This is a genomic window from Micromonospora antibiotica (genome assembly GCF_017599305.1).
GTDB lineage: Bacteria > Actinomycetota > Actinomycetes > Mycobacteriales > Micromonosporaceae > Micromonospora > Micromonospora antibiotica.
Genome location: NZ_JAGFWR010000001.1, coordinates 117,034 through 130,083, shown reverse-complemented (window position 1 = coordinate 130,083; position 13,050 = coordinate 117,034). Strand labels below are relative to the sequence as shown.

The following is a 13,050-nucleotide window of genomic DNA, read 5'->3' as shown; positions in this document are numbered from 1 at the left end:
ACGCCCGACCCGCCGCCGGGTGGGTGGGGTCAGCGGGTGTGCTGCCGGCGGTGGCTACCCCGGCGGCCGGCGCGGGCGGTGTCGAGATCGATCAGGGACGCGCCGCCGCTGGCTGTCGGCCCGGTCCGGCGGGGCACGGGCGCGGTGGTGGTGACAGCGAGGCGCAGGTAGATGCGGTGGTGGCCGGCGTCCACGCCGGCCAGCGGGTGCCGCTCGCTGACGAACGACACGTACGCGGCGGCGGTCAACGCCTGTACCGCCGTGTCGAGTTCGGCCGGGGTACCGGTGAGCCACGCCTCCATCAGCCGGCCCGGTTCGGCCCGGTCAACCGCCCATCGCGGGTGAGCCAGCAGAGCAGGGCTTCGACGTAGCGGGTGAACTGGCGGCGTACCTGCGGCCGGCAGTCACAGTCGACGCCGTGGGCCGCTTCGTGGAGCAGGTCGCCGTAGTGGGCGACCATGACCGGGTCGACCACCGTGGAGTCGATGTCGGCCGGTGGGGTGGGCCGGGGGTAGGTGTGGTCGAGTCGTGCGGTGACCTTGTCGACGCACGCGCCGATGACCTGTTGCGGGTCGTGGTCGATGCTGGCGATAGCGACCAGGGCGGTCAACACCACGTCGGCCAGTTCGTCGGCGACGTCGGCGGTGGTGTGGGTGATGCCCTTGCGGGGGTTCTGGCCGATGGTGCCGATCCACGCGGCGGCGGCCTCTCCGGCTTCCTCGGTCACTTTCAGGATGCGCAGCCCGGCTTCCTCGCGGCTGCGGCCGTTGATGGCGTCGAGCCGGGTGGCGACCAGGGCGGCGACGTCGAACACGCCGGAATCGGCGGCAGTGGGGTTCATGGGGTGGCCTTCCATGGGTGGGGGCGGCCGGCGACGGCGGCCCGGGTGACGGTGTGCCGTAGATCGGTCAGCAGTCCGTGGAGCTGCCGGCGGGCGCGCAGCTCGGCCGGGGCGAGAGCGACCCGCACGCGGACTTCGGCGTGTTCCCGGCCGGCGGCGGTGCGGACTCTGACGAGGACGGCGCGGCCGTGGCCGGGCAGGTCGACCACGATCTCTTCGGAGCGGTGTTCGCCGAGTCCGCAGCGGTGGTCTCGGCCGCACCAGTCGGTGTGACCGGTGCGGCCGGCGCGGCGGGTCATTGGTTGCCGGCTCGGTATTCGGTGCGGATGTGTTCGATGAGGCGGCGGCCGACGCGGACGCGTTTGCCGGTGGCGGCGCAGTGGCGGCACTCGCGGATGAGGCGTCGGATGATCAGCCCGGGTCGCTGGCCGGCTCCCTTGCAGCGTCGGCAGCGGCCGAACGGGGAGGCGTAGCAGAGGATCAGGTACCACGTTGCGTAACCGGCGGTGGTGAGGCTAGCTAGCAGGGTGAGGGTGACCACGATTCGTCTCCTGAGGCCGTTTCTAGGGTGAGCAGGGCCAACGCCGCTAGGGACTAGTGCGCTGATCAGGTTTCAGATGGGGCGCTAGTGGTGCCGCTAGGTCTAGCAGCCATGGCTGCTAGACCTAGCGGCGATTCGGACGGTCAGCCGGCGGCCCGACCACCCTGCCCACGGTCACGCTTGGTGATCGCGGTGAGGATGTGGGCGCGGTCGATGCCGCGCCGGTTGGCTCCCTTGCCGGTGTCCGGGTCGGTGCCCCATACCTGCCCGGTGGTCACGCCGTGGGGCTTGAGCGCGGCGGTCAACTGCTCCCGCGTCAGCCCGGTGTAGACCTCCGGGCGTAGCCCGGTCAGCCGGTCGCAGACCACCTCGGACCACAGCTTCGCTTCGGTGTCGGACATGATGGCGGCGATGTCGTCGAGCAGGGTGTCCCGGCGGACCGCCGTGGTGTCCACGGACTGCCCGGCGGCGTGGCCGGTAAGGGTGCCGGCTTTCTCCCGCAGTGCCCGTGCCCGGCGGGTGACCTGCTCGGCGGTCGGTCCGTCGATGTAGAAGGTGCGGGTGATCGTCGGGTCGTCGCCTTCCCCGGCGAGGTAGCCGATGCCCCGGTCCCGGCGGCTGAACATGGTGGCCTTGATGCCGGACTTGTGCATCGACGTGCCGAGGACCATGTCGTTCTCGGTGTGACCCATGACCTTGAGGCAGAACCGCAGCACCGCGTTCGCGGAGATGCCGGTGGGCAGGCTCTTGGCGTCCGGCCGTTGCGTGGCCAGGATCAGCGTGATTCCGGCGGCGGGGCCACGCTTGATCAGGTCGGTGCAGATTTCCTCGAACTCGTCGCCGTACTTGGCGTGCTCGAACCACACCTGACACTCATCGACACCGATCACGATGGGCTGCAACCCGAGACGCTTCGTGCTGGCCAGGTCCGGAGTGACCTTGTTCTCCGGGCACAGGTCACGCGGGAGTTCCCGGATCACCTTCGTGCGCCGCCGCAACTCGGTGCGGACCTCACGCATCGCGGCCAGGCCGTAAGCGATGTCGTCGTCTTCGTCACCGGCGCGGTAGCGGTGGCAGACCGGCTCCAACGGCGACAGGTCCCCGGTGCCCTTGAGATCGAACGCGAGGACCCACGCGCGGGGGTCGAGCGTCGCGCCGAGCATCGCCAGCCGCAGGCTGAACGTCTTGCCCATACGCGGGATCGACCCGACGATCATCGACGCGAACATCAGGGTGAGGGTCACCGCACGGCCGCGCGGGTCGGTGCCGAACGGGAACGGCTTGAACAGGTCCACCGCACCGGACTTGAGCAGCGGCCACGGGTTCTGCTTGGACCGGGACATGTCCTTGTCCGCGACGAACAGCACCAGCCGGCCCGGGTGGATCTCGGCGTTGGCCTCGGGCCACACACACCCGAGAGGGCGGGTGAGCGCGGCGGCCAACTCTTCGCGCTTCTCCACCACCGCCGACGCGGTCACCCCGCGCGGCAGCTCCACATCCGCCCGCCACCCGGTGCCGTTCTCCCGGGTGATCGGGGCCGGGAACCACCGCTTGCCGGTGTCACCCCGCCGCAGAGCCTGGTTGATACCGGGAATGTTCAGCGCGGCCAGTGCCCGCACCACCTCATCCGAGGTCAGCGGCATCACCGGGGCACGCACCACCGCCGTGTCGAGCAACGGCCGATCCGCCGGAGCACCAAGCACCCCGAACACCACCACCGCCACCGCCACCACCACGACCTGCACGACGGTCGAAGCGAGCAGCAGCACACCGAGACCAGCGACCAGCAGCACCGCCAGCAGGACGGCGGTGAGGCCACGCCACCGCACCCGCCGATCCCGACGCCGTGACAGCGTCTCGTACGTCTTGGCTTCCTCCGGTTTCGTCACGGCCGCGCGGACCACGGCTTGACGCACCGGCTCACCTTCCAGGTCGAACAGCCACCGCCCGTACCCGCCAGCCACCCGACCCAGCCCGGCCGGAGCACGCAAGGCCAACTTCCCGACGTACTTCGGCACCCGCAGCCCGTGGTAGAGCACACCGTGCCCCGCCAGGCCAGTAGCCCACGTCAGGTTCCCGGCGAACTCGGAACGCGACCGCAGCCAACCCGGCAGGATCGGCCGACGCTGCGCGTCACGAAACCCCGCGAGGGTAAACCGCGGGCGGCGCTGCGCGTCGATGCTGTCCACCAGCACCGGGCCACCCTCACCCGGGTCAACATCAGAGTCAGGGTCGGTCAGTTCATCGGAGCTGGCCCGGCGGGACCGGGCGGCGTCCAGGTCGACCACGTCGGCATCCGGGCCGCCCGGGTTGTGCAGGTCGGCTTCGGCTGCATGCCAGTCGAATCGGGGGTCATCGTGGGGGGACGTCATGATGGGGGTTCCTCCAACAGATCCGTTGGTTCGGGTCGGGTGGGGGCCGGCGGCGCGGCCGGGTTGTCGAGGCCGTAGGCCGCGCCGCCGGGCAGGGATCAGAGGTTCAGACCTCCGTTGATGACGTCGGCCTGTCGGCCGACGCGGGCGTTGCCGGTCCGCACGTTGTCCGTGCGCCCCGGCGCGGTGTCGGCGGCAGGGGCGGTGGGCTTGGTGGTGTCGGTGCGGCCGTGGATCTGTCCGGCCTGCACGGCGACCCGGTCGGTGCCGGACGCGGTGTTGGTCTTCTTGCTGCCCATGTCGGGGTGTCCCTTCCGGCGGCCAGGCGGTCTGGCAGCCACTACCGCCACCGGGTGATGAGCCGGTGACGGCAGAAACGGCCAGCGGAGCGCGGTGGGGGAAAGGGTCAGCGGCGGTCGCGGGGTGCGGCGCGGCCGTTGAGCTGCCGCCGCGCCCGGTCGACCTCCGGACGGTCGTGCAGGGCCTTGCGCTGCCGCTCGGCCTCTTGCTGGGCGGTCTTGCTGCCCAGGGTGGTGGCGGTGGCGTCGAGGTCGCGCCACCGCTCGTAGGCGTCGGCGAACCGGTCGCCGCTCATCGGGTGTTCCGCTTCTCGGCGGCGGCCCGGTTGCGGTCGGCGGCCTGGCGCTGTGCTTCGGCCAGCTGGGCGAGGCGGGCTTCCCGGTTGCGGGCAACGATGCGGTCGTGGTGTTCGCGCAACTGTCGATCGGACATACTGGTGGTCCTCCCGAAATCCCATGCGGGTTGAGGGGTAGGGCCGGCGGCACAGCACTGGTTTGCAGGCCAATGGGGCTGTGCCGCCGGGCGGGGTCACTTGCTGGTGTTGCCCTTGAGTTGCTGGGCGATCAGTCCGTAGCGGATGCGCTCGTCTTCGTCCAGGACGGTCGGCCGGCGGCCGGCGGCCCGTTCGTCGCGCGTCTGCCGGTCGAGGTGCTTCGGGTCGACCTTGACCTCACGCGAGCGGCCGTCGCTGTCTTCGCTGAACAGGTATTTCTTGCCCACGGTCGGGGCTCCCTCCGGGTCGCGGGCTGCCAGGCGGTCTGGCGGCCCCCGCGCGGGCACCCGGTAATGGGCGGGTGCCCGACGGGGGTGGTCAGACCGCGCAGAACAGGGCGGCGATGAACAGGAACCCGATGTGCCAGGACTGGTCGAGGGCGTACATGCCGCCGCCCCGGGTCAGCCAGTGCGGGTCCTTCCCGAGCGCGACGGCGAGTCGGCGCAGTGGGGTGCGCCGGTCGGCGATGTAGTGCGACACCGCCGACACCGTCAGCCCAACGGCGACGCCCCACCCGTCCAGGCGTAGCCCGGTGGCGAGGGCCAGAGTGGTCAGGGCGACGGCGGCGGTCAGGGTGTAGGTGGCGACGTGTGCGGCGCACGCGAGCCGACCCGCCCAACCGGGCTCACCCTTGCAGTCGGCTTGGTGCTGGGTTTGGACCCAGTGGTCGGCGACCTGGTGAGCGGCGTAGAGGGCGGCGAACACGGCCGCGAACACGGCGGCGTGCATGCCGGTGGGGTCTGGTGCGAACATGGGTGTCTCTCCCGAGATCCGAAAGGGTTGAGGGGGTTGGGCCGGCGGCACAGCACTGGTTTCCAGGCCGTGAGGCTGTGCCGCCGGGCGGGGTCAGGACTGGTCGGCCTCGCGCTGCTGCTCCTGCGTCGCCAGCCGCTTCTTGATGGCCTCCGGGGTGAACATCTGCGGGTTGGTGCGCTGCGCCCGCCGGTTCAGGTCGTCGACCTGCCGGTCGGTGATGGTGTTCGGGACGGTGGTCTTCTTGCCGAACATGGGTTCTCCCGGGGGTCAGGCGGCGATCGGGACGGGGGTGCCGTTGACCGGCGTTGCCGCAGCGCTCGGTGCGGATGGTGAACCGGTCACGGGGCGGGGCCGGTGGCGCTTGACGGTGCTCACGCTGACCTGGGCGAGGTGGGCGATCCGCTCGTGGGTGGCGGTCGGGTCGGTGGTGTGCGCGGCGATGACCCGCTCAGCGGCGGTCAACGACCGGGCCACGGGTCGGGCCGGGCGGACCGGTTCACGAACCGGCGTGGCCGGTGCCGGGGTGACCGGCTCGGCGTGGTCCCACGGGTCGACCGGGGCCTCTGCCGGTTCCTCCGGCGTCGTCTCGGCCGGCGGCGTGGTGACCTTCTCGGCCCGGTGGTCCTTGTCGGCCTGGCGTGCGGCGGCGCGGGCGGCCCGTGCGGCGTTGTAGCCCTCCCACGCCTTACGCGGGTCGCGTTCGTTGTGTTCGATCGACCAGCGGGCCGCCATCAGTGAGCGGATGGGGAACATCCGGCGGCGCTTCGGGGAGAACTCCACCCCCGCGTCATCGATCAGGTTGGCGTCCTCGGCCAGGAGTTGCACATGCTGAGCGCGGCGGGTGTGCAGACCCCACAGCCACGGGGACAGCAGGGACAGCAACGCGAACGCCACCGCCGCCGCTGTCGGGGCGGCCCCGTTGGCGAAGTGGGCGTAGTTGATGGCGGCGACCACGGCGGCGATCAGCCACGCCGCCCGACGCAGACTCGCGGCGGTGGCGTGGGCTTTGAGCATGAGCGCGTCGTGGGCGTGCCACTGGACGTAGACGGCGATGGACTCCAGGGCGGCGGAGAACGCCACCGCGAACGCCACCCGAGACGGCCCGTTCCATGCGGCCGGGGCGATCTGGTCGTAGGCGTAGGCGGCCTGCGCGTATGCCGCGCCACCGTTGATCAGCAGCAGCGGCAGCACCGGGCGTAGTTTCGCGCCGAACTCCGCTCGCGCCCGGCGGCGACGCTCCCGGGTCTCGGTCCGCTCGACGCGGCGGGCGGCGTCGCGGCGGCGGCGCTCCTGCTCATCGGCCACAGCTTGGCGGCGGGCGTGTTCGGCGTTGGCTTCCCGCTGTTCCCGGTCGAGCTGCGCCATCAACCGGGCACGCTCGACATCGGCTTGTGCGGACTCACGGCGGGCCGCCGCGCGGGCGGCCAGGATCGCCGGATCTTCCGGCGTACGACGAAACATCGCAGGTGTCCTTCCGGTCAGTGGTCGAGAACGGCGGCGAGCAGGTCACGGTGAGCGGGGAACACGTCCCCGTCGTGGTAGTGGCGCAGGTGCTCGATCAGGTGCTGGTAGGAGCGGGCGGGCAGCCAGGCGGCCTGGCGGGCGTCGTCACGGCCGGTCACCTCCGGCAGGGCGTCCCACCCGTGCCCGAGGTCGATGCGGACCGGGACGGTGACCATCCACGCCTCATCGGAGGCGCGCGGGTCGGGTACGTACCGGGCCGGCAGCGTCTTAACCCACGGGTCGGTGGGGTCGGCGACCAGGCCGGTTTCCTCGGCCAACTCGCGGAACGCTGCGTGCGTCGGGTTCTCTCCGGGGTCGACGTGCCCGCCGGGCACCGCCCACCCGTGTCCGTCGCCGCGTTCGATGAGCAGTAGCCACCGCTGCCCGCCGATGTCGGCGGCGGTAACGATGGCGTCGGCGGCCAGGGCCTCACCCCAGTGACCGAGTTCGTTACGGCCGTAGCGGATACCGGTCGGCGCGTACGGGTTGACCGGCCGGCCGTCCACGAGGGGGAACGGGATCGCGGCGGCGGCCCGTCGGGCCGTCCAGTCGATGCGGGTCGGATCCATCTCCGCATCGGCCCACGACGCCCCGGCGGTGATGCCGGCCAGGACGGACGGGTGGGTGAAGGTGCGCGCGGTCATCAGGCCACCGCCAGCGCGGCGAGCCGATCGGCGGTCGACGGGTCGAGCGGCCCGGCGGTGTCGGTGTACTCGCGGGCGGAGGCGTAGAACTCCCAGCCGTGCCACGTCGGGTAGGCGTTCATCGACCGGTAGGGGCGACCGTCGTCGGCGGTGCCGTCGTGCTCGCCGGTCAGCATGTCCGGGTCGTTAAGTCCGGCCAGGTGCAGCCACGACTTCAGGTCAGCGATGCTGTCGAAGGTGACCGACAGCGACACGCCGGGGGTGTGAACGCGGATGAAGGTCGGGTCGGCCAGCAGGATCAGTTCGGCCATGACGGCGCGACGGGACTTCTGGACAGTCACTCGGAGCCTCTTTCAACACAGGGGAGAGCAGTCGGTGCACTCTCCGAGGGATCGCGGGATGTAGTAGGGGCGCACCCGCCGGCAGGTTGGACAGGTGCGGCGGGCCAGCAACGCGGCGGCGATGGCCCGCCGCTGGGCGGGGGTGGCGGTGCGCTTCGGCCGGGCCAGGTCGACCCGGTACAGGTAGGCGGCGCGGGTGCCGCCGATACCACGCCAGAGCACCTGAGCGGCGACCGGTTGACCACCAGGCCGCAGCCCGGCGGCGGTCAGTTGGCGGCGGGTGGCGTAGCCGGGCGGGGCACCTCGCCACCAGTAGGTGGGGATACCGAACCGTGTTCCTTCCGGGTCCCAGTAGGCGGCCCGGATGCGGGACATCAGACCGCGCGAGGCAGGCTGGCCCGGCATCCGTCGGCGGTCTGGTGGAGAACCTGCTCACCACCGCAGGCGGGGCAGCGCACGATCTCGCAGCCGTAGCCGCAACCGGTCCGGCCGACCACCGCCAGGCGGTGAAGCACGCACCCGTCGGCTTGCCAGGGCGGGCGAACCGCCGTCGTGGCGGCGCGAGTAACGCGAGCTTCGGCCCGGCGCAGCCTGCGCCAGTCCAGCGGCGAGGGGCCACCCCGGTCGTCGGCGTAGAACAGGCTGATCTCAGCGTCGAGCACGTCCAGCTCAGCGGCAATCAACGGCCACTCGGCGTCGATCGCAGCCAGGTCAAACGGGGTCGGCTCCAACTCAGCGGGGATCACTTCGATCGGTTCCTCTCAGTACGGCGAGACGTCAGCGGGCAGGCCCGGCAACGGCTCTCGTTAGGGGCCAGCGGGGCAAGCGCCCCGCACGCCGTGCAGGTGCGCCAGATGGCGCGGCTCTTGGTCGTGACACGCACACACGCAGCGATCGCGGACATAGCGGGATCACCTCTCCCCACAGGTCAAGTCAGGTTGGGTAGGCAGCGCGGTCCGGGTGCCACCCGGACCAGCAGCAGAGCGCCGGGGCCGGGGCCGCGCCGTGACAGCGCGACCCCACCCACAGCGGGAATCAGAGGCAGAAGCAACCGCGCGCCAGACCCGGCCCGCTCGCCCCGCTCGCTCGGGATCTACCGAGGTCGGCCACCGTGTGGCTCAAGGCGGGGATGCCGCAAGACGGATCTACGCGGCGCTTCTGCTGTGAAGTTCTCAATGAACAGCCAGACACCGGCAGCACGTAGGCGAGTGGCGGCGAGCCGCCACCTTCCCCGTCTGCTCCGGGCTCGGTGTGATGGAGGCAACCTAACAACTGGTATGTCTCCAGGTCAACTGTTATGGCACAAGTCGTGTCTGAGCTGGGCAAACGTGAAACGCGGACCAACCATCTGTTAGGCCGCTGGTAGGCTGCGGGGACTGCTATCGGCTCCTGAGAGGACTGCCATGCCAACCCCTGAGCCCCGGCTAGCTCGGTCTGAGGCGCTCCATCAGCAGGTCGCCCGGAACATCCGCAACGACATCGATTCCGGGGTGCTTCGTGACGGTGAGGTGCTGCCCACCACGCGGGAACTAGCCGACCGGTGGGGTGTCAGCGGCTTCACGATCTCGGAAGCAATGCGTCTCTTGATCTCTGAGGGGCGAGTGGTTAGCAAATCCCGGTCAAAGCGAGTTGTGCACGCGCCGGATCAAAGCAAGCGGATCGAGATCCGGCCAATGAGCCCTCAGGTGTTGATGATCGGTGGCTATGCGGGCAGCGGAAAAACCGAGTTGGGTCGAATTCTTGCTCGTGAGACGGGGTGGCCGATTCTCGACAAAGACACACTGACGCGTCCCGTCGTTGAAGCCGCTCTTGAGGTAATGGGCCTATCTCCCAATGATCGCGAGTCCGAAGACTACCTAAGACTCATGAGGCCGCGCGAGTACGAATCGCTTATGGCGGCGACAAATGAGAATGTTTTATGCGGCAATAGTGCAATCGTTGCTGCCCCTTTTATCGCTGAGTTCAAAGATCGGGCGTGGCTGGAACGCGTGCAGGCATCTTTCGCGGAGAAAAAGGCGGCAACGACCTTCGTGTGGGTCTACTGCGATCCAATGACAATGCATGCCTACATTCGCCACCGGGGGGCTGCCCGTGATGCTGCAAAGCTCGCTGATTGGTCGGGCTACTTGGGCCGCATTGATGTGGACTTCCGTCCCGAGGTGCCTCATGCGTTGGTGACCAACTGCACGTCCAGTGCGCCATTGCAAACGCAGGCACGAGAGTTGCTGGGCCGGATACTAGGTCGTGAGGGTGGCCGGTCGTGAGGGTCGGCGTCATCCTCTACGGCCCGCCCGCCGCAGGTAAGGACACGGTTACCCGCGAGTTGGTAAACCTTGGAGGGTGTGTTGCTCTCTTCCAGCGGTTGAAGGCCGGAGCTGGGCGAACCACCGGCTACCGGATGGTTTCACATGAGCGCTTCAACGAGCTGCGTAAGCAAGGTGAGCTTATTTGGGAGAACCGGCGTTACGGATCGGTATACGGGATAGACCGATCGGTTTTGTTGAGCCTCGCCGATCACTCGGTACCGGTGTTGCACTTGGGGCAAGTAGCAGCAATTGATGCAGTCAAGGCCGCAACCCCTTCTATTCGGTGGGTTGTTGTCCACCTTTGGTGCCCGCGAGATATTGCAGAGGCGCGAATCGTTGCGCGAAAAACCGGGGATGTTGAAGAGCGGTTGACGGCGTGGGACGAGACGGAATCGCTTGAGTGCGCCGACGTAGACGTCAACACTGCTGAGAATGAGCCGGCGGTAGTGGCCCGGTCTATTCTCGGTGCTGTCCGAAGCGCTGGCATGAACAGTCAGCAGCGGATATGAGTGCCGCAGAGGGCTGGAGCCTCGACACGGCAGACCTTCCAGCCGCCGCTAATTCCATGCTCCTTCATCGTGTGAAAGCGCCATTCATGCTTAGTGCCGCTAATGAAGGTGACACTTCCTGTTTCTGGGTCGACTCTCGTGAACCGAAAGCCCACCATTGCCGAGACCAGGCCAGTTGAGGACGACTCTCGCCAATCGAACGACTCAACCTTCACTCCGTCACCGGCATGCGCCTCGAATTCGCGCCGCAATTCCTGCGCCGTTTTCAAGGCGCGGCGTGGCCTCTCGCTGCACACGCATCGATCGATCCCTAGCCCATCGCCCGACGCGAACGTCGCGAGTAGGTAGGCGTTGGCAGCGGCAACGGGTGTGGGTTCACCTTGCCCAGCTTCGGCCGTCATCACTACGGCCCACCCTGCCGGCACAGCTAGGCAGCCTGTCAGGGCGATGGCGGCGGCGATGAACGCCCGGACACGCCAGGAGCGCAGGAGGGGGGTCGAGGCGACCATGGGCTGAGGCTATCCGCTAGATCGAAATCGGTGTGACCTGCGCGTCCGTTCGTACGCCTGTACGATCCGTGGCGTGCGGGAGCAGGTATCGCGGTGGTGGAACGGATCGTGGGGGCGGTTAACGCGCCGCGATGTCTGGCTGTCTCGTGAGGTGCGATGGCACGTTGTGGCGAGGGCCGGCGATGTTGAGACGGGCAGAGTACTCCGGTGGGAGTTTGCGACCGAGGCCGAGGCGCGCACGATGGTTCAGCGGCTTGTCCGGGCGGGCGGCGATCAGTGGCGCGAGCAGTCCGTGACAAGCTCCGCAGCGCGTTCTGATCGCGAGCAGCGGTAAATGCCCGGCAAGGACTGGCTGTGGTTCGACGTTTGCGCAGCTCACCAGCTTGCAGCGGTTGGTCTTGAAAACCGGTAAGGCAGCGATGTCTTCGTGGGTTCGAATCCCACACCCTCCGCGTCCAGAGCGGCAGCAACGCACCCTCACCAGTGTTGACCCTGCCAGGTGGCGTCTCGCAGTGTGCGCCGTCCATGCGTGCCCGTCCTTCAGCCGCTCATGGAGCCTGCTCGAACGGTGCGGGTACGTCCTCGGCTGACCTTTCGTGTCACCAGAGGTCGCGTAGCGTCACCGGAGTGCTTCTCGGAGCGCGTGCCGCTTCCTGCCGGTCGGCAGGAAGCGGCAATGAGGGGGGTCAGCAGGCCACAAGATGGCGGACAGCTTCCTGCGCCTTCTTGAAGTTCTCTTTCCTGCCGGGCGGAAGTCCTCCATCGATCGCAAGCTGAAGGGCCGCCGTTACATCCTCGATCAGCGATCGAAGAATCTGGCCGTGCTTCGCGTTGGGCGGAATGCTCCACTCGCGCTCGAAGATGAGCCGGTAGTAGTCGGCGACGCCGACAGTCACCCAGCGCTGCCTTGCCGATTGGTAGACAATTCCGTCCAGCAGGCCGGGACCCTCGTCGTCACCGAGGGCCTCCTGATCTCCGTCTGACAGCGGAACATAAAGCCAGAGGGAGATGTCCCCGGTGTAGCCAAGTGTGCGCCAGAACAGATGAGCCTGGCCGCCCGTTCTGAATATGCCGAGGGTGGGTACGCCGTTGTAGCGATCGAATATCTCGACCTCCTCCACCGAGGTGACCGGTGCCCACGCTAGATTGCCCAACTTTGGGAGAACCGACTTACTCACGAGTATCACCTCCCGTGGACTCAGTGAAGCACTTGTCGAAGCTCATCGCCATACCGTCATCCCACTCGGTAGGCCCATATGGCCCAGACGGTGGGAAGACCGAGACATGGAGGGGATTCCCCCGGGTGGGTGAGTGGACGACTTCGAAGCCAGCTTGACGCAGCGCGCCGACGGTGGTGTACCGAGCCTTGGCCCAAGGTGGTGCAGCTTTTGTGACGAGGAGCGCCACCGCCATCTTGGACTGCCTGCCGATGATCAATGACATCTCGGTCTCACCGATGTCTACCCGCAGGAAGTTGCGGAAATCCTCTCCTTCCTCTCCGTACTGAGTGAGTTCGACGCCGTCTCGCAGGTACTGGACCTCGGCTGCGCTGCCTTTTCCACGGGGCACTCAGGGTCCGCCTTTGGTAACTTCATCGAGCAGGGGTTGCATGAAGTTACCGAAAGTGCACCGGTAGTAGTGTCGGAAGTCCGACACTTGGGGCTGCGGGGTGCCAGTTACCCTCCTTCTTGCTATCAAGGTGCAACCTAGCGGTTCTATCGCTTTTAAGTAGTGAATCAGACAAAATGCCCGCAGTGGTGTGATGCGGTGCTCTGCGCTGACACCGCCGTACCGCCACCATCGACGGCCTTCGCGCCAACCTGGGTACGGTCGGCCCGGCTATTGGCGGCCAGTGGTCGACAAGATGGGGGCGATCGGTCCCGACAGGGTCGAGTGGATTGCGGATCGCTTCCCGCTTCCAGCCATTCCTGCCCG

Annotated in this window: 20 protein-coding genes; 2 read left to right on the top strand and 18 right to left on the bottom strand. The window is 68.2% G+C overall.

Translation table 11 applies throughout. The annotated features are described in order from the left end of the window. Window positions 1-29 precede the first annotated feature (29 nt). The 16 genes from JQN83_RS00570 to JQN83_RS00495 form a co-directional block, all read right to left on the bottom strand. Window positions 30-302, bottom strand: a complete 273-nt coding sequence (locus tag JQN83_RS00570) for a hypothetical protein (protein ID WP_208565039.1) — start codon at window positions 300-302, stop codon at window positions 30-32. Continuing rightward, window positions 302-841, bottom strand: coding sequence for a MazG-like family protein (locus JQN83_RS32665; protein WP_244251536.1), 540 nt, complete (start codon window positions 839-841; stop codon window positions 302-304). The genes JQN83_RS00570 and JQN83_RS32665 overlap by 1 nt, the downstream gene beginning before the upstream one ends. After that, window positions 838-1,140 carry a hypothetical protein gene (locus JQN83_RS00560; RefSeq protein WP_208565038.1) on the bottom strand — a complete coding sequence of 101 codons (303 nt, stop codon included), beginning with the start codon at window positions 1,138-1,140 and terminating at the stop codon, window positions 838-840. Before JQN83_RS00560 ends, JQN83_RS32665 begins: the two co-directional genes overlap by 4 nt. After that, entirely contained in the window at window positions 1,137-1,382 is a 246-nt protein-coding gene (locus JQN83_RS00555) for a hypothetical protein (protein ID WP_208565037.1), read from the bottom strand. The genes JQN83_RS00560 and JQN83_RS00555 overlap by 4 nt, the downstream gene beginning before the upstream one ends. Before the next feature lie 143 nt (window positions 1,383-1,525). After that, entirely contained in the window at window positions 1,526-3,754 is a 2,229-nt protein-coding gene (locus JQN83_RS00550) for a cell division protein FtsK (RefSeq protein ID WP_208565036.1), read from the bottom strand. 98 nt (window positions 3,755-3,852) lie between these two features. Further along, entirely contained in the window at window positions 3,853-4,053 is a 201-nt protein-coding gene (locus JQN83_RS00545) for a hypothetical protein (RefSeq protein ID WP_208565035.1), read from the bottom strand. A 107-nt stretch (window positions 4,054-4,160) separates the two neighbouring features. Continuing rightward, window positions 4,161-4,349 (bottom strand): hypothetical protein, encoded by a 189-nt coding sequence (locus tag JQN83_RS00540; RefSeq protein ID WP_208565034.1) that lies wholly within the window; start codon window positions 4,347-4,349, stop codon window positions 4,161-4,163. After that, window positions 4,346-4,486, bottom strand: a complete 141-nt coding sequence (locus tag JQN83_RS00535; RefSeq protein ID WP_208565033.1) for a hypothetical protein — start codon at window positions 4,484-4,486, stop codon at window positions 4,346-4,348. Before JQN83_RS00535 ends, JQN83_RS00540 begins: the two co-directional genes overlap by 4 nt. A gap of 96 nt (window positions 4,487-4,582) precedes the next feature. Further along, window positions 4,583-4,774, bottom strand: coding sequence for a hypothetical protein (locus JQN83_RS00530; RefSeq protein WP_208565032.1), 192 nt, complete (start codon window positions 4,772-4,774; stop codon window positions 4,583-4,585). Window positions 4,775-4,865: 91 nt separating this feature from the next. Next, window positions 4,866-5,300 (bottom strand): helix-turn-helix domain-containing protein, encoded by a 435-nt coding sequence (locus JQN83_RS00525; RefSeq protein WP_208565031.1) that lies wholly within the window; start codon window positions 5,298-5,300, stop codon window positions 4,866-4,868. 93 nt (window positions 5,301-5,393) lie between these two features. Next, entirely contained in the window at window positions 5,394-5,555 is a 162-nt protein-coding gene (locus tag JQN83_RS00520) for a hypothetical protein (RefSeq protein WP_208565030.1), read from the bottom strand. Between the two features lie 15 nt (window positions 5,556-5,570). Next, a complete protein-coding gene (locus JQN83_RS00515; protein WP_208565029.1) occupies window positions 5,571-6,764 on the bottom strand; it encodes a hypothetical protein in 1,194 nt (397 codons plus the stop codon). 17 nt (window positions 6,765-6,781) lie between these two features. Further along, window positions 6,782-7,450, bottom strand: coding sequence for an NUDIX domain-containing protein (locus tag JQN83_RS00510; RefSeq protein ID WP_208565028.1), 669 nt, complete (start codon window positions 7,448-7,450; stop codon window positions 6,782-6,784). Further along, window positions 7,450-7,761, bottom strand: coding sequence for a hypothetical protein (locus JQN83_RS00505; protein ID WP_208565784.1), 312 nt, complete (start codon window positions 7,759-7,761; stop codon window positions 7,450-7,452). The genes JQN83_RS00510 and JQN83_RS00505 overlap by 1 nt, the downstream gene beginning before the upstream one ends. 42 nt (window positions 7,762-7,803) lie before the next feature. Continuing rightward, complete coding sequence (locus JQN83_RS00500; protein ID WP_208565027.1) at window positions 7,804-8,166, bottom strand: RRQRL motif-containing zinc-binding protein; 363 nt, start codon at window positions 8,164-8,166, stop codon at window positions 7,804-7,806. Continuing rightward, a complete protein-coding gene (locus tag JQN83_RS00495; protein WP_307798938.1) occupies window positions 8,166-8,537 on the bottom strand; it encodes a DUF6284 family protein in 372 nt (123 codons plus the stop codon). Before JQN83_RS00495 ends, JQN83_RS00500 begins: the two co-directional genes overlap by 1 nt. Window positions 8,538-9,194: 657 nt before the next feature. On the opposite strand from JQN83_RS00495, the gene JQN83_RS00490 reads away from it, so the two are divergent. Together JQN83_RS00490 and JQN83_RS00485 are read left to right on the top strand one after the other, a co-directional pair. Beyond that, entirely contained in the window at window positions 9,195-10,055 is an 861-nt protein-coding gene (locus JQN83_RS00490; protein ID WP_208565026.1) for a GntR family transcriptional regulator, read from the top strand. Next, window positions 10,052-10,606 (top strand): AAA family ATPase, encoded by a 555-nt coding sequence (locus tag JQN83_RS00485; RefSeq protein ID WP_208565025.1) that lies wholly within the window; start codon window positions 10,052-10,054, stop codon window positions 10,604-10,606. Before JQN83_RS00490 ends, JQN83_RS00485 begins: the two co-directional genes overlap by 4 nt. Here JQN83_RS00485 and JQN83_RS00480 read toward each other — a convergent pair. Both JQN83_RS00480 and JQN83_RS00475 read right to left on the bottom strand, forming a co-directional pair. After that, window positions 10,591-11,115 carry a hypothetical protein gene (locus JQN83_RS00480; RefSeq protein ID WP_208565024.1) on the bottom strand — a complete coding sequence of 175 codons (525 nt, stop codon included), beginning with the start codon at window positions 11,113-11,115 and terminating at the stop codon, window positions 10,591-10,593. The genes JQN83_RS00485 and JQN83_RS00480 overlap by 16 nt on opposite strands. A gap of 686 nt (window positions 11,116-11,801) precedes the next feature. After that, the gene (locus tag JQN83_RS00475) at window positions 11,802-12,293 is read right to left on the bottom strand and encodes a hypothetical protein (protein WP_208565023.1); all 492 of its coding nucleotides are present in this window, start codon (window positions 12,291-12,293) and stop codon (window positions 11,802-11,804) included. Window positions 12,294-13,050: the final 757 nt, after the last annotated feature.